General features: G+C 70.2%; 21 protein-coding genes. 8 read left to right on the plus strand and 13 right to left on the minus strand.

What is annotated here, in order from left to right; genetic code table 11:
- Positions 1-116 precede the first annotated feature (116 nt).
- Positions 117-1,085 carry an LLM class F420-dependent oxidoreductase gene (locus ACQP2X_RS42845; protein WP_498701216.1) on the plus strand — a complete coding sequence of 323 codons (969 nt, stop codon included), beginning with the start codon at positions 117-119 and terminating at the stop codon, positions 1,083-1,085.
- Here ACQP2X_RS42845 and ACQP2X_RS42850 read toward each other — a convergent pair.
- A complete protein-coding gene (locus tag ACQP2X_RS42850) occupies positions 1,082-1,921 on the minus strand; it encodes a GNAT family N-acetyltransferase (RefSeq protein ID WP_498691748.1) in 840 nt (279 codons plus the stop codon). The two genes, ACQP2X_RS42845 and ACQP2X_RS42850, sit on opposite strands and share 4 nt — an antisense overlap.
- A 124-nt stretch (positions 1,922-2,045) precedes the next feature.
- Here ACQP2X_RS42850 and ACQP2X_RS42855 point away from each other — a divergent pair, with 124 nt between their 5' ends.
- Positions 2,046-2,645 (plus strand): PadR family transcriptional regulator, encoded by a 600-nt coding sequence (locus ACQP2X_RS42855; protein ID WP_498691751.1) that lies wholly within the window; start codon positions 2,046-2,048, stop codon positions 2,643-2,645.
- A gap of 229 nt (positions 2,646-2,874) precedes the next feature.
- On the opposite strand, the gene ispG is transcribed toward ACQP2X_RS42855, so the two are convergent.
- From ispG to dxr, 3 genes are read right to left on the minus strand one after another with little or no spacing between them, the layout of a single operon-like run.
- Positions 2,875-4,047 carry a flavodoxin-dependent (E)-4-hydroxy-3-methylbut-2-enyl-diphosphate synthase gene (gene ispG / locus ACQP2X_RS42860; RefSeq protein WP_498691752.1) on the minus strand — a complete coding sequence of 391 codons (1,173 nt, stop codon included), beginning with the start codon at positions 4,045-4,047 and terminating at the stop codon, positions 2,875-2,877.
- A 7-nt stretch (positions 4,048-4,054) separates the two neighbouring features.
- On the minus strand, positions 4,055-5,335 hold the full coding sequence (locus tag ACQP2X_RS42865) for a M50 family metallopeptidase (RefSeq protein ID WP_498691754.1): 1,281 nt from the start codon (positions 5,333-5,335) through the stop codon (positions 4,055-4,057).
- Complete coding sequence (dxr, locus tag ACQP2X_RS42870) at positions 5,335-6,543, minus strand: 1-deoxy-D-xylulose-5-phosphate reductoisomerase (RefSeq protein ID WP_498691755.1); 1,209 nt, start codon at positions 6,541-6,543, stop codon at positions 5,335-5,337. Before dxr ends, ACQP2X_RS42865 begins: the two co-directional genes overlap by 1 nt.
- A gap of 68 nt (positions 6,544-6,611) precedes the next feature.
- Between dxr and ACQP2X_RS42875 the strand changes: the two genes are divergently transcribed.
- Together ACQP2X_RS42875 and ACQP2X_RS42880 are read left to right on the plus strand one after the other, a co-directional pair.
- Positions 6,612-7,424: a YhjD/YihY/BrkB family envelope integrity protein gene (locus ACQP2X_RS42875; RefSeq protein WP_498691757.1), complete on the plus strand. Its 813-nt coding sequence runs from the start codon at positions 6,612-6,614 to the stop codon at positions 7,422-7,424.
- A 41-nt stretch (positions 7,425-7,465) separates the two neighbouring features.
- Positions 7,466-9,070, plus strand: a complete 1,605-nt coding sequence (locus ACQP2X_RS42880) for a phytoene desaturase family protein (RefSeq protein WP_498691758.1) — start codon at positions 7,466-7,468, stop codon at positions 9,068-9,070.
- 122 nt (positions 9,071-9,192) lie between these two features.
- Here ACQP2X_RS42880 and ACQP2X_RS42885 read toward each other — a convergent pair whose 3' ends face one another.
- Positions 9,193-10,752 (minus strand): Rieske 2Fe-2S domain-containing protein, encoded by a 1,560-nt coding sequence (locus ACQP2X_RS42885; RefSeq protein ID WP_498691760.1) that lies wholly within the window; start codon positions 10,750-10,752, stop codon positions 9,193-9,195.
- A gap of 126 nt (positions 10,753-10,878) precedes the next feature.
- Between ACQP2X_RS42885 and ACQP2X_RS42890 the strand changes: the two genes are divergently transcribed.
- Positions 10,879-11,115 (plus strand): DUF2631 domain-containing protein, encoded by a 237-nt coding sequence (locus tag ACQP2X_RS42890; RefSeq protein ID WP_245922800.1) that lies wholly within the window; start codon positions 10,879-10,881, stop codon positions 11,113-11,115.
- Between the two features lie 46 nt (positions 11,116-11,161).
- Here the strand turns inward: ACQP2X_RS42890 and ACQP2X_RS42895 are convergent, their stop codons facing one another.
- The 8 genes from ACQP2X_RS42895 to ACQP2X_RS42930 all read right to left on the minus strand — a co-directional run bounded on the left by ACQP2X_RS42895 (position 11,162) and on the right by ACQP2X_RS42930 (position 18,550).
- Positions 11,162-12,340: a DivIVA domain-containing protein gene (locus ACQP2X_RS42895; RefSeq protein WP_498691762.1), complete on the minus strand. Its 1,179-nt coding sequence runs from the start codon at positions 12,338-12,340 to the stop codon at positions 11,162-11,164.
- A 37-nt stretch (positions 12,341-12,377) separates the two neighbouring features.
- The gene (rlmN, locus tag ACQP2X_RS42900; RefSeq protein WP_498691763.1) at positions 12,378-13,553 is read right to left on the minus strand and encodes a dual-specificity RNA methyltransferase RlmN; all 1,176 of its coding nucleotides are present in this window, start codon (positions 13,551-13,553) and stop codon (positions 12,378-12,380) included.
- A gap of 31 nt (positions 13,554-13,584) precedes the next feature.
- A complete protein-coding gene (locus tag ACQP2X_RS42905) occupies positions 13,585-14,556 on the minus strand; it encodes a phosphatidate cytidylyltransferase (protein WP_498691765.1) in 972 nt (323 codons plus the stop codon).
- Positions 14,556-15,113 carry a ribosome recycling factor gene (gene frr / locus ACQP2X_RS42910; protein ID WP_097318491.1) on the minus strand — a complete coding sequence of 186 codons (558 nt, stop codon included), beginning with the start codon at positions 15,111-15,113 and terminating at the stop codon, positions 14,556-14,558. Before frr ends, ACQP2X_RS42905 begins: the two co-directional genes overlap by 1 nt.
- A 53-nt stretch (positions 15,114-15,166) precedes the next feature.
- Complete coding sequence (pyrH, locus tag ACQP2X_RS42915; RefSeq protein WP_097318489.1) at positions 15,167-15,883, minus strand: UMP kinase; 717 nt, start codon at positions 15,881-15,883, stop codon at positions 15,167-15,169.
- Between the two features lie 105 nt (positions 15,884-15,988).
- Complete coding sequence (gene tsf, locus ACQP2X_RS42920) at positions 15,989-16,819, minus strand: translation elongation factor Ts (protein WP_498691767.1); 831 nt, start codon at positions 16,817-16,819, stop codon at positions 15,989-15,991.
- Between the two features lie 35 nt (positions 16,820-16,854).
- On the minus strand, positions 16,855-17,727 hold the full coding sequence (gene rpsB, locus ACQP2X_RS42925; protein WP_498691771.1) for a 30S ribosomal protein S2: 873 nt from the start codon (positions 17,725-17,727) through the stop codon (positions 16,855-16,857).
- Positions 17,728-17,935: 208 nt separating this feature from the next.
- The gene (locus ACQP2X_RS42930; RefSeq protein WP_498691772.1) at positions 17,936-18,550 is read right to left on the minus strand and encodes a hypothetical protein; all 615 of its coding nucleotides are present in this window, start codon (positions 18,548-18,550) and stop codon (positions 17,936-17,938) included.
- A 145-nt stretch (positions 18,551-18,695) separates the two neighbouring features.
- On the opposite strand from ACQP2X_RS42930, the gene ACQP2X_RS42935 reads away from it, so the two are divergent.
- Genes ACQP2X_RS42935 through dprA form a run of 3 tightly spaced genes read left to right on the plus strand, consistent with a single transcriptional unit; the run spans position 18,696 to position 21,881 of the window.
- Positions 18,696-19,055: a YraN family protein gene (locus ACQP2X_RS42935; RefSeq protein WP_498691774.1), complete on the plus strand. Its 360-nt coding sequence runs from the start codon at positions 18,696-18,698 to the stop codon at positions 19,053-19,055.
- Positions 19,055-20,566, plus strand: a complete 1,512-nt coding sequence (locus ACQP2X_RS42940; protein ID WP_498691775.1) for a YifB family Mg chelatase-like AAA ATPase — start codon at positions 19,055-19,057, stop codon at positions 20,564-20,566. Before ACQP2X_RS42935 ends, ACQP2X_RS42940 begins: the two co-directional genes overlap by 1 nt.
- Positions 20,559-21,881, plus strand: a complete 1,323-nt coding sequence (gene dprA, locus ACQP2X_RS42945) for a DNA-processing protein DprA (RefSeq protein WP_498691778.1) — start codon at positions 20,559-20,561, stop codon at positions 21,879-21,881. Before ACQP2X_RS42940 ends, dprA begins: the two co-directional genes overlap by 8 nt.
- The last annotated feature ends 15 nt before the right edge of the window (positions 21,882-21,896 follow it).

Consider the following 21,896-nt stretch of genomic DNA (forward strand, 5'->3'; position numbering starts at 1 on the left):
TTTAAACTGACTGGTCAGTTCAAAAACATACCCGCGCTGCTATCGAAATCCGTCACAAGTGATGGACGTCATCCAAGGCCCACGGCAATATCGTGGTCATGTCGACGCGATGGGGCATGACCGTTCCGCTGGCCGGGGTTCCGCTCGCCGATCACGCCGCCGTCTACGCGGCCCTCGAGGAGGCCGGCTTCACCGACGTCTGGAGCTCCGAGGTGAACGGCTCCGACGCCTTCACCCCGCTGACCCTGGCCGCCGCCTGGGCGCCCCGGTTCGGGCTCGGCACGGCCATCGCGCCCGTCTTCACGCGAGGGCCCGGCCTGCTCGCGATGACCGCGGCCGCCCTGGCCGAGACCGCGCCCGGCCGCTTCCAGCTCGGCATCGGCGCGTCCTCACCCGTGGTGGTGGGTGACTGGAACGCGGCCGACTTCACCGAGCCGTACGCCCGCAGCCGCGACATGCTGCGCTTCCTGCGCGCCGCCCTGGCCGGCGAGGTGGTCGACGGCGACTTCGACACCTTCTCGGTGCGGCGGTTCCGCCTGGAGCGCCCGCCCGCGACGCCGCCACAGATCCTGCTGGCCGCGCTGCGCCCCGGCATGCTGCGCCTGGCCGCGGCCGAAGCCGACGGCGTCATCCTCAACTGGCTCTCGCCGGGCGACGTGCCGACCGCCCTGGCCGAGGTCAAGGGCGCCGGCGCCGGCTTCGAGGTGGCCGCGCGCATCTTCGTCTGCCCGACCGACGACGCCGGCTACGCGCGCACGGTCGGCCGCCGCATGATCACGTCCTATCTGACGGTGCCGGCCTACGCGGCCTTCCACCGCTGGCTCGGCCGCGACGAGATCCTGAAGCCGATGTGGGACGCGTGGGCGGCCGGCGACCGCAAGGGCGCCCTGGCCGCGATCCCGGACGAGGTGGTCGACGACCTGATCGTGCACGGCACCGCCGAGCAGTGCCGTGAACGGGTCGAGGCCTACGCGGCGGCCGGCATCACCGTCCCGGTCATGGCCCTGCTGCCGACACCGGCCCTGAACTCAGGCGACTTCGCGACCATCCGCGACGTCCTGACCAGTCTGGGCCGGGCTTCTTAGAAGAGCACCGTCGCGAAGCTGCCGGCCGAGACGAAACCGCAGCGCTCGTAGACCCGGCGGGCCGGCGCGTTGTAGTCGTTGACGTAAAGGCTCACCGTGGGCGCCACCCGGCGCAGCGCGTCGCGAACGACGGCCGCCATCGCCGGGGCGGCCAGACCGCGGCCCCGATATTCGGGATCGACCCACACGCCCTGGACCTGGGTGGTGCGCCGGGTGACGATGGCCAGCTCGGCCTTGAAGATCACCCGGTCGCCGACGAAGCGCGCGTACGCCCTCTTGCCCTTGACCAGCTCGGCGATGCGCCGACGGTAGCCGCGGCCGCCGTCGTCGAGCAGCGGGGAGACACCGACCTCCTCGGTGTACATGGCGACGGCGGCCGGGAAGAGCTGGTCGACCTCACCCGGCCGGACCAGGCGCACCTCGGGGTCGGGCGGCACCACCGGGTCGCGGTCGGCGACCAGCAGCGGCTGGTTGGGGCGCACCTCGCGCGCCTTGCCCCAGTGGCCGCCGAGCCGGTCCCACAGGTCGAGGACCTGCTCGGAGCGGCCGATGATGGAGGAACAGATGCGCGGCTCGGCCCCCAGCATGTCGGCGAACGCGGCGGTCGCCGGCGGGGTGGCGCAGAGCGGCACCAGGTGGGCGCCCGACCAGATGATGGACTCGACGCGGCGACCGGGTCCATACCCGAAGATCCGCCCGTCGGAGCGCCACCAGTTCAGGCCGTGCGCCGCCACCCGCTCGGCGATCTGGGCGCCGGCGTAGGGGTCGCGGTCGAGGATCTTCTCGACCGCCGCGCGCTCGGACTCACCGAGCTGGCGAATCGGCACCGTCAGCACAGGTATCACATTGCCAGATCCACCCCGGCCCACACCCGCCGCAACCCCCTCCGTTGAAGAAACCCTTGTCGCCGATGCGTTGCCGATATATCGTCTAACTATCGACAACAGATCGGAGAAGCTCATGAGGTACTCACACGAAGGTCATCAGGGACGTCGTCACCGCGGTGGCTTCGGATTTCCGGGCGGTTTCCCGTTCGGCGGCGGCGGTCCCGACTTCGGCGGCTTCGGCCCCGGCGGCCCGTTCGGCGGCCCCGGCGGTCGTGGTCAGCGCCGCGGCGGCCGCGGTCAGCGGCTGAACGTCCGCCCGGCGGTGCTGGCGCTGCTCCTGGAGCGCCCGATGCACGGCTACGAGATGATCCAGGAGCTCGACTCCCGCACGAACGGCATCTGGCGCCCGAGCCCCGGCTCGGTCTACCCGACGCTCCAGCTGCTGGAGGACGAGGGCCTCATCGAGGCCGAGGCGAACGGTGGGCGCAAGAGCTACCACCTGACGGCCGACGGCCGTCCCGAGGCCGAGGCGGCCGCGGAGAACCCGCCGTGGGCCCGCATCGGCGACGACACCATGTCGCAGGTGCAGGACTTCCGCGACGCCGCCGCCGGCATCCTGGGCGCCTTGAAGCAGGTCGGTTTCTCCGGCACCGACGAGCAGCGCCAGAAGGCGCTCGAGGTGCTGAACGAGACCAAGCGCAAGCTGTACGCCATCCTCGCCGACAGCGAGTAGGCCGTGCGGCCGTCCGGGCCGAGCAGCATTCCTGGCCACCAGCCGAACACCGGAGACGGCGTACGCCACGGGGGTACGCCCTGTCCGTTTCTCCTGGCCGTCCCACCCGCCCCGACGAACTGGGTGCACCTTGTCCGGCGCATCTCGTCGGCGCGAGCACCGGACCCGGGAACACGTGAGGCCCCGCCGTTATCGGCGGGGCCTCACATTCGTTCGGGGTGCTTCGGCGTCAGTGGACGGTCACCCGGGGGCCGGGGACCAGGTCGCGCAGCTCTTCGGGGAGCTCGGCGCCCATCTCGTCGGCCAGGCGGAGGGCCTCCTCGACCAGGGTCTCGACGATGATGGACTCGGGGACGGTCTTGATGACCTGGCCCTTGACGAAGATCTGGCCCTTGCCGTTTCCGGAGGCCACACCCAGGTCGGCCTCGCGGGCCTCGCCGGGGCCGTTGACGACGCAGCCCATGACGGCCACGCGCAGCGGGACCGGGAAGCCGTCGAGGGCCGCCGTCACCTGCTCGGCCAGCGTGTAGACGTCGACCTGGGCCCGGCCGCAGCTCGGGCAGGAGACGATCTCGAGGCCGCGCTCGCGCAGGCCGAGCGACTCGAGGATGGCCTGGCCGACCTTGATCTCCTCGACCGGCGGGGCCGACAGCGACACCCGGATGGTGTCGCCGATGCCCTCGGCCAGCAGCGCGCCGAAGGCGACCGAGCTCTTGATCGTGCCCTGGAAGGCCGGGCCGGCCTCGGTGACGCCCAGGTGCAGCGGGTAGTCGCACTGCTCGGCGAGCTGGCGGTAGGCGCGGATCATGACGACCGGGTCGTTGTGCTTGACCGAGATCTTGATGTCGCGGAAGCCGTGCTCCTCGAACAGCGAGCACTCCCACAGCGCCGACTCGACCAGCGCCTCGGCCGTGGCCTTGCCGTATTTCTCCAGCAGGCGCTTGTCGAGCGAGCCCGCGTTCACGCCGATGCGGATCGGGATGCCGGCGTCGGAGGCCGCCTTGGCGATCTCTTTCACCTTGTCGTCGAACTGGCGGATGTTGCCCGGGTTGACCCGGACCGCCGCGCAACCGGCGTCGATCGCCGCGAAGACGTATTTCGGCTGAAAGTGGATGTCGGCGATCACCGGGATGCCGGATTTCTTGGCGATCGCGGGCAGCGCCTCGACGTCGTCCTGCGACGGCACGGCGACCCGGACGATCTGACAGCCCGAGGCGGTCAGCTCGGCGATCTGCTGAAGGGTCTTGTTGACGTCGGCCGTGAGCGTCGTCGTCATCGACTGGACGCTGACCGGCGCGCCTCCACCCACCGGCACGTTGCCGACCATGATCTGGCGGCTCTTCCGGCGGGGTGCCAGCGGCGGAGGGGGCACGGCCGGCATTCCGAGACTGATGGCGGTCACTTTCGCATCACCTGTTGAAGATCGTGATCGGGTTGACGATATCGGCGGTGACGGTCAGCAGGGTGAACGCACCACCAATCAAGATGACTGCGTAGGTGACAGGCATCAGTTTGTAGTAGTCGACGCGGCCCGGGTCGGGCTTCTTGAGACGCGCGTAGAGCCAGGACCGCACCCGCTCGTACCAGGCGATGGCGATGTGCCCGCCGTCGAGCGGGAGCAGCGGCAGCAGGTTGAAGATGCCGATGAAGACGTTGAGCGAGATGAAGATCGTGAGGAACAGCTGCGGCACGCCGTTGGCCAGGGCCTCGCCGCCGAGCCGGCTGGCGCCGACCACGCTGATCGGGGTGTTCGGGTCACGCTCGTCGCCGGTGATCGAGTGCCACAGGGCCGGGATCTTGTCGGGGATCCGCTTCATCGCCTCGAACGTGTTCTCGACCAGGTACCAGCCGTAGTCGAAGGTCGCCGGCACGGCCGAGGCCACGTTGTATTTGATGATGCCGGGAATGCTCGGGTCGTCCCAGCCGATGGCGGCGATCGACACCGTGGTGGTCTTGGCGTCGTCGCTCTCGTCGGTGATCGCGGCCCGCTCGGCACTGACCAGTGTCACCTCGGCCTTGCCGGGGACGCCGTCACGCGAGTACTCGAAGGGGACCTTGCCGGCCGGCAGCGAGCGGATCTTGTTGACCAGGTCGCCGTACGTGGTGATCGGCGTGCCACCCACGTTGGTGATCAGGTCGCCGTCGCGGATGCCGGCCGCGTAGGCCGGGCCGGCGATGGCGCCGTTCACGCCGGGCTTGCAGTTGTCGGCCGTGGCGCCGGCCGGGGCCGTGCCGGCCCAGACGCAGGCCGGCGCGTCGATGACCGGCCGCTCCTTGAGCTGGAGGGCGGTGGTGGTCGGGTACGACGTGTTCTGCAGGCCGAAGGTGAAGGCGGCGATCCAGGTGGCCACCAGCGCCAGCAGGAAGTGGGTGATCGAGCCCGCGGACATCACGATCGTCCGCTTCCAGACCGGGAACCGCCACATGGCACGCGGCTGGTCCTCGGGGGCGACGTCGTCGTCCTGCGGCGTCATGCCGACGATCTTGCAGAATCCGCCGAGCGGGATCGCCTTGAGGCCGTACTCCGTCTCACCACGCCGGAACGAGAAGACAGTGGGGCCGAAGCCCACGAAGTAACGGGTCACCTTCATGCCGAAGCGCTTGGCAGTGATCATGTGACCGGCCTCGTGGAGGCTCACCGAGATCAGGATGGCCAGCGCGAACGCGGCGACACCCAGCCAGTACAGCATCAAGCTCCTTTTGCCGCAGTTTTGTGCCTGGCGATCACGTCATGCGCCTGGGCGCGCGCCCAATTCTCGGCGGCGAGCACTTCCTCGACGGTACCCGGCTCGGCAAAATCCGGGGCCGTCGCGAGCACCTCCGCGAGCGTGTCGACGATGCCCAGAAAAGGTAGCCGACCGTCGACGAAAGCGGCCACACACTCCTCGTTGGCCGCGTTGTAGATGGCCGGGCGGCAGCGCCCCTCGCGGCCGGCCTGCTTGGCCAGCCGGACGGCCGGGAACGCTTCCTCGTCGAGCGGGCGCAGCTCCCAGTTGTGGGCCTGGCTCCAGTCGACGGCGGCGGCCGCGCCCGGCACCCGCTCGGGCCAGGCCAGGGCCAGGGCGATCGGCAGCCGCATGTCGGGCGGGCTGGCCTGGGTCAGCGTCGAGCCGTCGGTGAACTCGACCATCGAATGGATCACCGACTGCGGATGGACCATGACCTCGATGTCGTCGTAGGGCACCGCGAACAGCTCGTGGGCCTCGATCACCTCGAGCGCCTTGTTGACCATCGTGGCCGAGTTGATGGTGACGACCGGGCCCATGTCCCACGTCGGGTGCTTCAGCGCCTCGTCCGGTGTGACGTTCGTCAGCTCCTCGCGCCGGCGGTCGCGGAACGCGCCCCCGCTGGCGGTCAGGACGAGCCGGCGCACCTCGTCGCGGGCGCCGCCGCGCAGGCACTGGGCCAGCGCCGAGTGCTCGGAGTCGACCGGCACGATCTGGCCCGGCTTGGCCACCCGGCGCACCAGCGGGCCGCCGGCGACCAGCGACTCCTTGTTGGCCAGGGCCAGCACCCGGCCCGCCTCGAGGGCGGCCAGCGTCGGGGCCAGGCCCAGGCTGCCGACCACGCCGTTGAGCACGACGTCGCACGGCCAGCGGGCCAGCTCGGTCATCGCGTCGGGGCCGGCCACGATCTTGGGCAGCTTGAAGTCGCCGGTGGCCCAGCCGCGCCGCTGCGCCTCGGCGTAGAAGGCCAGCTGGAGATCCTGGACGACCGAGGAGCGGGCCACGCCGACCACGTCGACGCCGAGCTCGAGGGCCTGGGCGGCCAGCAGCGCGACGTTGCCGCCGCCGGCGCCCAGGGCGACCACGCGGAACCGGTCGGGGTTGCGCCGCACGATGTCGATGGCCTGAGTGCCGATGGAACCGGTGGAGCCGAGCAGGACGAGGTCGCGCATGCGCCCATCTTCCCGGATCGCCGGAGATCGCTCGCGTCGGCCTGTGGATAACTGGGTATGCCATCGCCATGCCCCGGTGGTTGATCTCCCTCTTTCGGCCACTGAAGGGCCGTGACCTGGCGTTACACGCCGCGGCGGTCACTTTTTACGCCGGAATCGCGGTGGTTCCGATTGCTTTGCTGGCAATTTGGGTCACCGGCTGGATCGCCGGCGCCGATCGGGTCCGCCGCCTCACCGGTCACACGATCAGCGCGCTGCCGGACGAGATCGGGGCGCCGCGGGCCCTGTCCGCCCTGATCGACGCCGGGCTGCACCTGACGCCCTGGTTCGCGCTCGCCAGCCTGCTGCCGGCGACCTTCTACGGCGAAGGGCTGCGGCGGGCCTTCGTCTCACTGCGCCAACCCGGCAGCGAGCCGCTCGTCGGCTGGCGGGGTCGCCTGCTCTGGCTGCCGATCCTGGCCGCGGCGCCGGCCCTGCTGCTGGCGATGTTCCTGGCGCTGCCGTCGACCAGCGGCCTGTGGGTGCGCGGCGGCTGGTACTCGGTGCTCGGCGTGGTTCTGTCGTTTCTCGCCTGCTGGCTGCTGCTCACGCCGGTCGTGATCTGGGTTTACCGGTACGTCGCCCCGGGCCGCCCGCGATGGCTGTCGACCGTCCTCGTGGGGTCGTTCACGGCCGCCAATCTCTCGGGCTTCCTGCACGGGTTCGTGCTGTTCTGTTCGCTGCCGCTCGATCTGGGCGCGCCCTTCGGCGGCTTCGACGCGATCGGCGGAACGATCGCCGTGGGGCTCTGGCTCTACCTGTTCCATGTGATTGTGCTCGCCGGATATGCCGTCACGAGGAGTGCGAGCGCGTATCAGAACGGCAGATTTCGAACTGATTAGCTGAGTGATCTTCACATAACAGCGCGCTACGCTCCCAAGCCATGACCACTCTCCCCCAGCGCTCCGACGTAGTGATCATCGGAGCGGGCCACAACGGCCTCGTCTCCGCGATCCTGCTGGCGCGCGCCGGCCTGAGCGTCACCGTGCTCGAGGCGGCGAACGTGATCGGCGGTGCCGCGCGCACCGAGCGGCCCTTCCCGGCCGCACCCGGTTTGGGTCAGTCCACCGGTTCCTACCTGCTCGGGCTGATGCCGCCGGAGCTGCTGCGCACTCTCGACGTCGACATCCCCGTGTTGCGCCGCGACCCGCACTACTTCCTGCCCACCCCGGGGCCGGCCGGATCGCCCTACCTGCTGTTCGGGCGCGACCAGGCGGCCACCCGGGCCCAGCTCGAGCGCTTCTTCTCGCGCCGCGACGTGGCGGCCGACGAGCAGCTCGCCGTCGAGATCGCCGCGCTGCGGGCCGACCTGGCCCCGGCCTGGCTCGAGGAGCCGGGCACGGTCGAGGAGATCGCCGACCGGCACATCCGGCCCCAACTGCAGAGCACCTTCGTCGATCTCGTACGGGGTTCGGTCGCCGACTATCTGGCCCGGTTCGGCTTCAAGAGCGAACTGCTGATGAGCATGTACGCGGTGACCGACGGCCTCTCCGGCCTGAACGCGGGCCCCGACGACCCCGGCACCGGCCACAACTTCCTGGTGCACAACATGTGCCGGCTGCCCGGCTCGGACGGCACGTGGATGATCGCCGAGGGCGGCATGGGCACGGTGTCACGTGTGTTCGCCGACGCGGCGCGGGCGGCCGGGGCGCAGATCTTCACGAACGCGCCGGTGGCCTCGGTGACCGTCGACGGCGGGGCCGCGAGCGGCGTCGTGCTGGCCGACGGGCGCTCGATCGCGGCCCGGGTGGTGCTCGGCAGCTGTGACCCCTATCGCCTGATCGACCTGGTGCCTTCGGGAACCTTGCCGCTCGCGCTGACCGACCACATGGCGTCGGTACGCAGGACCGGCACCACGCTGAAGATCAACCTGGCCCTGCGCGGCCTGCCCCGGTTCTCCTGCCTGCCGGCGGGCAACCCGTCGCCGTTCGGCTCGACCATCCACCTGCTGCCCGGCTCGGCCGGGCTGGCCGGGGTGCCGGGCACCGACTCGCCGATGGCCGCGCTGCGCGCCATGTGGGCCGACGTGCAGGCCGGGCGGCTGCCGTCGGAGCCGACGATCGAGTGGTACCTGCACACGACGGTCGACCCGTCGCTGCGCGACGCCGAGGGCCACCATTCGTCGGCGCTGTTCGTGCAGTCGGTGCCCTACCAGCCGGCCGGCTCGTCGTGGGAGGCCGAGCTTCCCGGGTACGTCGACACGATGCTCGACATCGCCGAGCGGTACGCCCCGGGCACCCGCGACCTGGTCGTCGACACGATGCCGCTCACTCCGCCCGGCATCGAGGAGCACTTCGGCATCACCGGCGGCCACATCCACCACGTGGACAACACGGTCGCCTTCAACGAGCGCATGCCCTATTTCACGGGCGTGGACGGCCTCTACGCCGGCTCGGCCGGCACCCACCCGGCCGGCAGCGTCATCGGCGCCGCCGGCCACAACGTGGCCAAGCGCATCCTGAAGGACCTCGGGGTTTTCCGGGCGTAACCACTTACGCACGTCGCTCGGGTGGGGTGAGCGTTCTGGGCGCGCCAGCGCCCTGCTCGCCCCGCCCGAGCCCTCGGCGGGAGCGGCGGTCTGTACCCACCACCCCGCTACGACATCTGCTCTTAAGCCTCGTTCTTGGTTGCTCGGATCTTGTGGCCGACGCTCGTCAAGCAACGCCCGCTGGGGAGGTCGAACTTCCAGCCGTGCAGTTGGCAGGTGAGGACGTTGCCGTCGACCATGCCGAAGCGGCTCAGGTCGGCCTTGAGATGCGGGCAGCGGCGCTGCACGGTCCAGTCGCCGAACTGGGTGTCCTCGGCCTCGACGGCCTTCTCGTGCTCGTCGTACCAGCCCTCGGCGTACTGCAGGCGCTCCTCGGAGAGGCACTTGAAGAACGCGTAGACGAACTCGTTGTACTGGCCGATGCGGGCCGCGGAGAAGCGGCAGCTCAGGAACAGCGAGTTGACCCAGTCGCCCTCGTCGATGTGGATGAGGTGCTCGACCAGGGCGCGGCCGGTCTTGAAGCGGTAGCGGACCTTCTCGCCGGCGTAGGGGCGGACCTGCTTGCCGGGGAAGTCGACCACGATCGACTCGAGGATCTCGCCGGTCGGGCCGAAGCTGTCGGTGAAGTCGAAGCGGACCGGGCCGCCGACGCCCTGCGCCATGTAGATCGACTCTTCGAGCAGGGGCTCGATGCGCTTCTTGAGCTCGCCCAGCACGTCGATCTCGGGGTGCTTCCAGGACGCCTTCTCGGCCTCGATGATCGGGGCCTTGCGCTCGCGCATCTCTTCGAGGTGCTGCTTCTTGTTGGCGAAGAACTCGTCGACCGGGACCGGGTGGGTCGTCGAGGCCGTCCCGTTGTCGGACATTTCCGTAATGGAACCCGGCAGTAGGACGATCCCGTTCGTGCCGCCGACCTTGGCGTACTCGGTCATGAAGACCGACTGGTCGGGGAAGATGTTGCCCTCGTCACCGAAGATGTCGTTGAACTGGTAGAGCTCGTCGTCGAGGAAGCACGGCGGGCCGGCGATCGGGAAGACGTGGTCGGCCTTCAGGTCGTCGATGTAGCGCCAGGTGCGGTCGAACTGACGGTCGCGCTTCTGCTTGCCGAACGCGGTCTTGGCCGCGTCGGGCAGCTCGTAGACCATCGGGTACCAGATCGCGCCGGAGAACTGCAGCATGTGGGCGTGCACGTGACCCAGCTCGGCGAACCGGCTCAGGTCGGACGGGCGCGCGTCGTTCTGGTTGAGCACCCGGATGCCGTCGTGCTCGACCCACAGCGAGGAGTCGCCGATCGGGCCGTCGGTGGGGCTGATCAGCGCCTGGATCATGATCTTCAGGCCGCCGTCGAGCTCGTGCACCTCGTCCGACTTCGTCCGCAGGAAGCTGGTGAAGCCCAGCTCCCGCAGCTCGTCCTCGAGCTGGCTGGTCGGATATTCCGGCAGCAGGACGGTGGCCTTCTTGTTGATGTAGCGCTTGAGGTGCTTCGCGTCGAAGTGGTCGCGGTGCAGGTGCGACACGTAGAGGTAGTCGACGTCGCCCAGCGACTCCCAGTCGAGCTGGGAGTTGTCAGGGAAGGGGAACCATGATGCGAAAAATGCGGGATTGACCCACGGATCGCACAGAATGCTGCCGGCGGCGGTGTCGATCCGCATGCTCGCGTGTCCAGTGCCTGTGATCCGCACCGTTTACTCCCTCGATCCAAGAACCCGACCGCATCGAAGGTACCGGGTCCGGGTTGGTGGGCCGCGCGCGGAGCCGCCGTGCGAGACTGAGCTGTAGTGAGAACGCCTTCAAGGAAGGACTCCGGCGTGTCTGCGGAAGAACATGAAGAGGTCTACGCGCCCGATCAGCTCAAGCCGGGCAACCGGAGGCGGGGACAGAAGGGCGCGATCATCTCGGCGATCGTCATCCTGATGTTCTTCTGGGGCAACCACGAGGGCAACACCGAGAACATCTGGCTCGTCGTCTTCGCGGTCGGCCTGGTCGTCGCGGTGATCGCCGACGCGGTGCTGCGCCGCCGGGGCCTGCGCCCGAGCGAGCAGTAAAGCTCAGCTTCACGAAAAAAGGGGCCCGTCAGGGCCCCTTTTCCGTTTACCGGCGTCTGGTGAGGATGTCCTTGACCTCGCGCAGCGCGGCGTCGACCTCGGCCTCGAAATAGCCGCCCGGCACCAGGCCGAACTGCAACATGTCAAGATCGTTTTCCGGTACGGGCATCGGCCCGCGCCCGGTCATCGCCTGCAGGATGCCTTCGAACAGCCGGTCGACCTGCATCGGGTCGTAACCGCTGCCGAAGCGACGGGGCTGGAACGTGCGGCGCAGCTGGTCGACACGGTAGAGCTCGCCACCCGGCTCGCCCATCGGCGGCGGGAGCTGCGGCTGCGGCGGGCCGCCGTAGCCACCGCCCTGCGGCGGGCCGCTCATCGGGGCGTTGCCCATCGGCGGGCCACCCATCGGCGGCGGGGCGCCGTAGCCGCGCGGGTCCTGCTCACGCGGCATGCGGATCTCGGCCGTCATGTCGGTCTTGCCGTGCCGGCCGGCCTCGAAGCCGTCGAAGCCACCCGTGTTGTCGAAACCACCGGTGTTGTCGAAGCCCTGGTCGTAGCCGCCCTGGTCGTAACCACGCGGATCGTAGGCGGGCGGCGGGGGCTGCTGGGCCGGGCGCTGCGGCAGCTGGGGCTGCGGCGGCTGACCGTAGCCGGTCGGCTCGTCGAAACGGCCGCCGTACGGGTCGGCGGGCGGCATCTGGCCACGCTGCGGCTGCATGCGGTCGGGCGGCGCCATGCGGTCGGGCGGAGGCATGCGGTCGGGCGGCGCCATCCGGTCCGGCGGCGCCATGCGGTCGGGCATGCGGTCGTCCCGGATCGGCGGGGCGGGCAGGCGCTCGGTGGGCGGCGCCATCCGCCCGGCGGCGGCCGCGTTGACACCGCCGGTGTTGGCCCCGGCCGGCGGGCGCGCGAAGCTGCCCGTGGTGAGGCCGCCGCGGAGCGAGTCACGCATCGGGTCGGGCGCGGGGGCGCCACGGCCGCCGCGGTCCTCGAGCTCGGCCAGCTGACGCTCGACGCGGTCAAGGTGGAGGTCGACCTGCCACTCGTCGTAGCCGCCGAAGCGCACGCGGAAGACCACGTCGTGCACCTCCTGCGCGCCCACGGGCGGGCCGGACTGCTCGCCGGCCAGGGTGGCCTCGACCCGGTCCAGGAAGGCATCGACCTCATCGACCTTGTAGCCGCGGCGCAGCGCACGCCGCCGGAAACGCTGCCCCTGACTCGTCACAACGTCTCCCACTCCGCTCGCTGGGACCTGAGCCCAGTCACTGTGCCACCTCCGCGTCGGCGGCGCCCCCAGCGCTCGCCTCCGTAAGCTCGCCCGCGGCCAGCTGGCCACACGCGCCGTCGATCTCCCGGCCCCGGGTGTCGCGAACCGTCGTCGACACACCGGCCTCACGAAGGCGGCGGACGAACTCGCGCTCGACCGGTTTCGGGCTCGCATCCCACTTGCTGCCCGGTGTCGGGTTGAGCGGGATGAGATTCACATGCGCCAGCTTGCCGTGCAAGAGCTTGCCGAGCAGGTCGGCACGCCATGGCTGATCGTTGACGTCCCTGATCAGGGCGTACTCGATCGAGATCCGGCGTCCCGTCTGCGCCGCGTAGTCGAACGCGGCATCGAGCACCTCGGCCACCTTCCAACGCTGGTTGACGGGCACTAGCTCATCGCGCAGATCATCATCGGGGGCATGCAGGGACAACGCAAGAGTCACGTTCAGGTCTTCGGCCGTCAGGCGGCGCATAGCGGGCACTAGTCCCACGGTGGAGACGGTTATGTGCCGTTGCGAAAGTCCCAGGCCCTCGGGGGCCGGGGTGGTCAGCCGGCGCACGGCCTCGATGACCCGGGGGTAGTTGGCCAGCGGCTCGCCCATGCCCATGAAGACCACGCGGGACAGCCGCGGCGGTGAGCCGGTGACCGCGCCCGAGGCGGCGACACCGGCCAGGTAGACGACCTGGTCGACGATCTCGGCGACCGACAGGTTGCGGGTCAGGCCCTGCTGGCCGGTCGCGCAGAACGGGCAGGCCATGCCGCAGCCCGCCTGGCTGGAGACACAGGCGGTCACCCGGTCGGGGTAGCCCATGAGCACGCTCTCGACCAGGGCGCCGTCGTGCAGCCGCCACAGCGCCTTCCGCGTGGCGCCCTCGTCACAGGCCAGCTCGCGGACCGGGGTCAGCAGCGTGGGCAGCAGGTCTCCGGTCAGCCGGGCGCGGGTCTTGGCCGGCAGGTCGGTCATCTCGTCGATGTCGCGCACGAGCCGGCCGAAGTAGTGGGTGGAGAGCTGCTTCGCGCGGAACGCGGGCTCGCCCAGGGCGGTCACCGCGGCCTGGCGGGCGGCGAGGTCCATGTCGGCGAGGTGGCGCGGGGGCATGGACGGGCGGCGACGGGTGGTGACCGCATCGGGCTTGTCGGGGCTGGTCGGGATGACCGGAAGAATCGTCATGGCAGAACAAGTCTCGCACGCTCGGGGAAGTTCACTGGGCCCACGCGATCAGGGCGAAGAGGAGGTACGCGGTCGGCACGGCGAACAGGATCGAGTCGAGCCGGTCCATCAGGCCGCCGTGGCCGGGCAGCAGGTTGCTCATGTCCTTGACGCCCAGGTCGCGCTTGAGCATCGACTCGGCCAGGTCGCCGACGACGGCGACCACCGAGATCAGGGCGCCGAAGAGAAGACCCCAGTAGACCTGGATGTCGAGCAGGAAGTAGAGCAGCAGCGCGCTGCCGATGGCCGAGGCACAGACCGAGCCGGCGAAGCCTTCCCAGGTCTTGCCGGGGCTGATCGACGGGGCCATCTTGTGCTTGCCGAAGAACACACCGGTCGCGTAGCCGCCGGTGTCGGAGAGCACGACCGCGAGCAGCGTGCAGAGCACCCGCCACTGACCCTTGTCGTGGTCGGGGAGGAAGAGCAGGATGCCGAAGCTGAGCAGGAACGGCACGTAGACCGCGACCAGCACGCTCGCCGTGAGGTCGCGGCGGAACGCCTCGGCGCCGTCGGCCAGCCGCCAGACGATCGCGGCCAGCACGGTGACCACGAGACCGATCAGCAGGGCGTCGGCGCCGCTGTACCAGGCCAGGCCGGTCATCAGGACCGAGCCGCCGATCAGCGGGACGGCCGGCGCGTTGGCGCCCGCCGAGCGCAGGGCCCGGGTCATCTCCCAGACGCCGACGCCGGACGCGACGGCGATCACGGCGAAGAAGGCGGGCTCCCAGAACAGCAGGGAGGCCAGGACCACGACGACGAGGCCGACACCGACACCGATGGCGGCCGGCAGGTTGCGCCCGGCACGGCTGGTTGTGGGCTCGCCTCCCTTGCCGGCCCGGCGCTTGCCGGGGCCCTTCTTGGAAGGCTCGACCACCGGCATCTGGCTGGTGGGCGCGTCCTCGGCCGCGTGCCAGGCCGTGTCGTCGCCGGAAGTGCGCCCGGCACGCGGATCGAGGTAAGACATCAGACCTCGAGCAACTCGGATTCCTTGTGCTTGACGAGCTCGTCCACAACGGCGACGTAACGGTGGGTCACGTCATCGAGCTCCTTCTCGGCCCGGCGGCCCTCGTCCTCACCGGTTTCGCCGTCCTTGACCAGGCGGTCGATCTGCTCCTTGGCCTTGCGGCGGACGTTACGGATGGCCACCCGGCCCTCCTCCGCCTTGGAGCGCGCGACCTTGATCATCTCGCGGCGCCGCTCCTCGGTCATCTGCGGCAGGTGAATGCGCAGCTGGGTGCCCTCGTTGTTGGGGTTCACTCCGAGGTCCGAGTCGCGGATCGCCCGCTCGATCGGGCCCAGCTGGGACGTGTCGTACGGCTTCACGATCACCATGCGCGGCTCCGGCACGCCGACCGAGGCCATCTGCGTCACCGGCGTGGGCGCGCCGTAGTAGTCCACCAGGATCTTGGAGAACATGGCCGGAGTGGCTCGCCCCGTGCGAATGGCGGCGAACTCCTCCTTGGCGTGCTCGACCGCGCTCTCCATCTTTTCCTCGGCCTCGAAGAGGGTCTCGTCGATCACCGGCTCTTCTCGCCTCCTAGCTTGTCTCGGTGGTGCGGGGATGTCAGGGAGCTTCAGGCGGTGATCAGGGTGCCGATCTTGTCGCCGCTGACGGCGCGCACGATGGTGTCGTCGCCCTCCGCGCCGAAGACGAGCATCGGCAGCTTGTTCTCCTCGCAGAGACTGAAGGCGGCCTGGTCGGCGACCCGCAGCCCACGCTGGAGGATCTCCTGATAGGTGGCGCTGTCGAGCTTCTGCGCGGTGGGGTCGATGCGGGGGTCGGCCGTGTAGACGCCGTCGACACCGTTCTTGCTCATCAGCACGATGTCCGCGTGGATCTCGAGGGCGCGCTGGGCGGTGACGGTGTCGGTGGAGAAGTACGGCATGCCGGCGCCGGCGCCGAAGATGACCGCGCGGCCCTTCTCGAGGTGGCGAATGGCGCGCAAAGGGATGTACGGCTCGGCGACCTGGGCCATCGTGATCGCGGTCTGCACCCGCGTCTCGATGCCTTCCTTCTCGAGGAAGTCCTGCAGGGCGAGCGCGTTCATCACGGTGCCGAGCATGCCCATGTAGTCGGCCCGGTTGCGGTCCATGCCGCGCTTCTGGAGCTCGGCGCCGCGGAAGAAGTTGCCGCCGCCGACCACGACGGCGACCTGGATGCCCCGGCGGATGACGGTGGCGATCTGGCCGGCGATGCCCTGCACGACGTCGGGGTCGACGCCGACCGCGCCACCGCCGAACACCTCGCCGGAGAGCTTCAGCACGACGCGCTTGGGCTTGTCGGTCACCATCGAGACCCGCCTTTCCTTAGTACTCAGCTGAGACCTTATGTGAGGAGGAGGCCGGGCGCAGAATCGCGTCCCCGGCCTCCCTAGCCTCAAGCTCGGTAAGCCGGATTACTCCTGGCCGACCTCGAACCGGACGAACCGGGTCAGGGTGAGCCCGGCCTCGTCCGCGATCTGCTTGACCGTCTTCTTGTTGTCGACGACCGACGACTGCTCGAGCAGGACGAAGTCCTTGAAGAAGGAGTTCACCCGGCCCTCGACGATCTTGGGCAGAGCCTTCTCGGGCTTGCCCTCCTCCTTGGCGGTCTCCTCGGCGATGCGGCGCTCGGACTCGACGACCTCGGCCGGCACCTCCTCGCGGGTGAGGAAGCGCGGGCGCATGGCGGCGATCTGCATGCCGATGCCGCGGGCGTCCGCGTCGGCCGCCTCGTCGCTCTTGCCCTCGTACGCCACCAGGACGCCGACCTGCGGCGGCAGGTCCTGCGCCTTGCGGTGCAGGTAGACCGCGACGGTGCCGTCGACGATCACGAAGCGGTTCAGGACGATCTTCTCGCCGATCTTCGCGGCGTAGTCCTGGATCGTGTCGGCGACCGACTTGCCGTCCTCGAGCACCGCGGCCGACAGGGCGGCGGCGTCGGCGACGTTGTTCTTCGCGCCGAACTCGACCAGACGCTGACCCAGCGCGACGAAGTCGGGGGTCTTGGCGACGAAGTCGGTCTCGCAGTTGAGCTCGAGAAGCGCGTTGCCGAAGTGCGACACGATGCCGTTGGCCGCGGTGCGGCCGGCCCGCTTGCCGACGTCCTTGGCACCCTTGATGCGCAGGAACTCGACAGCCTTGTCGAAGTCGCCGTCCGCCTCGTCGAGGGCCTTCTTGCAGTCCATCATGCCGGCAGCGGTCAGATCGCGGAGCTTCTTCACGTCCGCGGCGCTGTAGTTAGCCATGACTCTCTCTCGATGTCAGTTCGGGTTTGGCTGACTTACTCGGCGGGGGTGGCGGCGGCCGGCACGGGCTCCGCGTCCGCGGCGGGGGCCTCAGCGGGGGCCTCGGCGGCCTTCTTCTCCGCACCCTCGTACAGGTCGCGCTCCCACTCGGGCAGCGGCTCGCCGGCGGCGACGGTGCCCGGCTCGGGCTTCTCGTCGGCGCCACCACGGCCACGGCCGGAGCGGGCGATGAGACCGTCGGCCACGGCGGCGGCGATGACCTTGGTCAGCAGCTCGGCCGAGCGGATCGCGTCGTCGTTGCCCGGGATCGGGAAGTCGACCTCGTCCGGGTCGCAGTTGGTGTCCAGCACCGCGATGACCGGGATGCCCAGCTTGCGGGCCTCGTCGACGGCGATGTGCTCCTTCTTGGTGTCCACGACCCAGATCGCCGACGGCGTCTTGGTCATGTCACGCAGACCGCCGAGGGTCTTGGTGAGCTTGGTCTTCTCGCGGAAGAGCTGGAGGGTCTCCTTCTTGGTGTACCCGGCGGCGGTGCCGCTCAGGTCACCCAGGGCCTCGAGCTCCTTCATGCGCTGAAGGCGCTTGTACACCGTCTGGAAGTTGGTGAGCATGCCGCCCAGCCAGCGGTGGTTCACGTAGGGCTGGCCGACCCGCGTCGCCTGCTCGGCGATGGCCTCCTGCGCCTGCTTCTTGGTGCCGACGAAGAGGATGTGGCCACCCTCGGCGACGGTGTCACGCACGTACGCGTAGGCCTTCTCGATGTAGTCGAGGGTCTGGCGCAGGTCGATGATGTAGATACCGTTGCGCTCGGTGAAGATGAAGCGCTTCATCTTCGGGTTCCAGCGGCGGGTCTGGTGCCCGAAGTGGACACCGCTCTCCAGCAGCTGGCGCATGGTCACGACGGCCATGGTGGGTTGCTCCCTGTCGTCCCTGGTTGGCGCGCTCACCGGCGGTGAGCGCCCTGGCGCCCGGTCGCCGGCCACAGTCGGACCCGAGATGATCGAGACCAGGGAGGGCCGTCGCCGCCGGGGGTTGAGAACCCGGCGGAGGGCACGCGAGGTCGGCCGCGCTAGGCGGTCGCCGGCAACCAGCATACGCCAAGCTTCTGGCGGCCTCCTACGCCGTCGCCAGTCCGGCCGCCACGAGCAGGATCAACCCCACCGGGAGGTACGCCACCGGCGGGCGCACCCACGCCTCGCGGGTGATCGAACCGCCTTTGGCCACCGCGAACAGTCCGATACCGGTCAGCGTGAAGCCCAGAGTGAGCAGAACCGCGGGCACGATCGCGCCGGCCGCCGGGTCACCGGTGAAAGTCGCGTCGAACAGAAGGCGTACCACCGGGACCAACAGGACGATCATGACGATCGCGACGAGGAAGGACGTCGTGGAACGCTTGGACTGATAGACCGGGGCCCGTGGCGTGACCGGCGGCACCAGGGTGGTGGGCTCGGCCACCTTCTCCTCGGCCGTCGCCGGCGGCTTGATGGTCGGATATTCCGGCCCCCGGACCGGCACCCGCACGTCCGTCTCGGCCGGGCGGGCATGACTGCCGGTCGTCTCCGGCCGCTGTTCGGGCAGGCGGAACGCGCCGCTCGGCCGCTCATGAATACCCGAGTCGTACGGGTTGCCGATCTGATGGGAGCCGGAGACGTCGGGGGCGGTGCCCCGGGAGTACTGACCGCCCGAGTACCAGCTCGGCTCGGACTCGTCGGCGTAGCGGTGTCCTTCCACGATGTCGCACCGTAGGTGACCACGGTCGCCGATGCCACACGTGGGCCCATAACACACCGATCCGGTGACTCTGCGGTTTTCCACAATCGCGCTCCGTCCACAGGGCCGGCCGCACTCGGCCCTCGTTCCGGGCACGGTGTCCCCCATGACGACGCAAAGACAGGCGGTGGGCGCGTACGGCGAGCGGGTCGCCGCCCAACATCTCCGAGATCTGGGACTGGTGCTCCTCGACCAGAACTGGCGCTGTGCCGAGGGCGAGCTCGACCTCGTGCTGCGCGACGGCGACGACCTTGTCATCTGCGAGGTCAAGACCCGGCTGGGCGACGGCTACGGCCGGCCCGCCGAGGCCATCACGCCGCGCAAGGTGCGCAAACTGCGGGAGCTCGCCCGGCGCTGGCTCGACGAGAGCGGGGTGCACCCGCGCGAGGTGCGCTTCGACGTGGTCGAGGTGATGCCGCAGAAGAAGGGCCCCACCCAGATCAACCACACCCGCGGGGCGTTCTGATGAGCTACGCCCGCGTGCTCTGCGCCGGCCTGGTCGGCATGGCCGGGCACATCGTGGAAGTGGAGGCCGACCTCTCACCCGGGTTGCCGGCGGTGGTGCTGACCGGGCTGCCCGACACGGCCCTGCACGAGGCCCGCGACCGGGTGCGGGCGGCGGTGGTGAACTCGGGACGGCAGTGGCCGAACCGCCGGATCACGGTCAACCTGCTGCCGGCGGCCGTTCCCAAGCACGGCAGCGCCTTCGACCTGGCGATCGCGGCCGCGCTCCTGGCCAGCGCGGGCGAGTTGCCGCTGGCCCCGCTCGACGGTGTGGTGGTCCTGGGCGAGCTGGGCCTGGACGGCGCCGTCCGCCCGGTCCGCGGGGTGCTGCCCATGGTGGTCACGGCGGCCGGCGCCGGGATCCGTCAGGTCATCGTGCCGCTGGGCAACTCCCACGAGGCCACGGTGGTGCCCGGCATGACCGTTCGAGCCGTGGACAGCTTGTGCCGGCTCATCGAATTCGTCTGCTCGGGCGGCGACCTGCTGGAACCACCGCCTGCCGCTCCCTCGCCGCCCGTGCCGGGCCCCGACCTGGCCGATCTGGCGGGCCAGGAGATGGGACGGTACGGCCTCGAGGTGGCGGCGGCCGGCGGGCACCACCTGTCATTGTTCGGGCCTCCCGGCTCCGGGAAAACGATGCTGGCCGAGCGTCTCCCCTCGATCCTCCCTTCGCTGGACGACGAGGCGTCCCTCGAAGTGACGGCGTTGCAGTCGATCGCGGGAGTCCTGCCGCCGAACAGCGGCCTCGTCAGGCGGCCTCCATTTCAAGCCCCGCACCACACGGCGTCCACAGCAGCTCTCGTCGGAGGGGGAGTCGGTCTGGCCCGGCCCGGCGCGGTGTCGCTCGCCCACCGCGGGGTGCTCTTCCTCGACGAGGCGGCCGAGGTACGCAGCACCGCCCTCCAGGCCTTACGCCAACCCCTCGAGACCGGACGGGTAGTGCTGGCCCGTGCTCAGGGGACGGTCGAGTATCCAGCCCGGGTGCAACTGGTGATCGCGGCCAACCCGTGCCCCTGCGCCAATCCGTCCGGCGATCAACACTGCACATGTACGCCGCTCGTACGCCGTCGCTATCTGGCCCGGCTCTCAGGTCCACTGATCGACCGCATCGACATCCGGCTGACCCTGCAGCCGTTGACGGCGGCTCAGCTGCTGACGTCGAGCACACCGGCGGCGTCGTCGGGCGAGGTGGCCGAGCGGGTGGCCAAGGCCCGCGCGGCCGCGACGGCCCGCTGGGACCGGGTCAACGGCGAGGTGCCGGGGTCGCAACTGCGCCGGGCGCCCTGGCGGTTGCCGGCCTCCGACACGGCGCAGCTTCAGAAGGCGCTCGACCGGGGCATGCTGTCGGCGCGGGGCTTCGACCGGGTGCTGCGGCTGGCGTGGACGATCGCCGACCTGGACGGGCGGGACCGGCCGGCCCGGGACGAGGTCGCCGAGGCGATCCAGCTGCGGATGGGCGAGAGCCATGGCTGACCACCGGGAGCGGGCGTCGCGGGTGGCGCTGACCTGGCTGGCCGAACCGGGCAACCGGATGGTGTGGTCGCTTGTGGAGGAATGCGGCGCGGCCGAAGCCCTCGACCGGCTGGTGCGCGGTGTTGTGGAAAGCAAGGCGATCCGGGCGGCCGTACGGGCTCATGAAGCCGACCTCGAACCTCGGCGGCTCCTGGAGCTGACGGTCGGGCAGGCCCGCCGTCTGGGCGCGCGGATCGTGGTGCCGTCCGACGAGGAATGGCCGCGCCGGGTGGAGTCGCTGGCCACGCTGTCGCTGGAAGGCAAGGGCCGGATCTTGGAGGACGTACGCCCGCCGCTGTGCCTCTGGGTGCGCGGGGCGTGGCCGCTGGGCGAGACGCTCGAACGGTCGGTGGCTGTGGTCGGCGCGCGAGCGGCGACGGCGTACGGCACGCATGTCACCAACGAGATCTCGTACGGGCTGGCCGAGAAGGGCTGGACGGTGGTGTCGGGCGGCGCGTTCGGCATCGACGCGGCCGCGCACCGGGCGGCGATGGCGGCCGACGGGCGGACGGTGGCGGTGCTGGCGTGCGGGGTCGACCGTCCGTACCCGGCCGGGAACTCGGCGATGTTCGAGCGCATCGCGGAGACCGGCCTGCTGGTCAGCGAATGGCCGCCGGGCGCCGAGCCGTTGCGGCACCGCTTCCTGATCCGCAACCGGGTGATCGCGGCGGCGACGGTGGGCACGGTGATGGTGGAGGCGGCGGCCCGCAGCGGGGCGGCACAGACGCTGAGCCGGGTGCTGGCCCTGAACCGGACGGCGATGGTGGTGCCCGGGCCGGTGACGTCGGCGGTCTCGGTGGGCTGCCACGAGCTGCTGCGCGAACGCCCGGAGGCGATCCTGGTGACCGGCGCCGGCCACGTCCTGGAGGCGGTGGGCCGCATCGGCGAATATCTGGCCGATCCACCGCGCGGCCCCACGAACGCGCGCGACGCGCTCGACGAGGAGTCGGCGCTGGTGCTGGAGGCGGTCCCGAGGAGGGGTACGGCATCACCCGAGCAACTGGCGGCCAAGGCCGGCCTGGAGCTGCGAACCGTGCTGCGCCGGCTGTCCCTTTTGGAGGTGGCCGGTCTGATCGAGCGCCGCGGCGCCGCCGGCGTGGCCCTGAGACGCTCCCGGGCATCACCCGGCTCCAGCACGCCCTACCCGGAAGACCTGGCACCGCCGGAGCCGGCTGCTCTCGCGCTGCCGGGCCTGGATGACCTTGGCCCGGCCGTTCCGGATGACCTCGGGCCGCTCGATCCGGATGATCTCGTGTCGCCCGACTGGCATGGCTGAGGGGCGACGAGCCTC

The sequence above is a fragment of the Actinoplanes sp. CA-131856 genome (assembly GCF_050956135.1).
GTDB lineage: Bacteria > Actinomycetota > Actinomycetes > Mycobacteriales > Micromonosporaceae > Actinoplanes.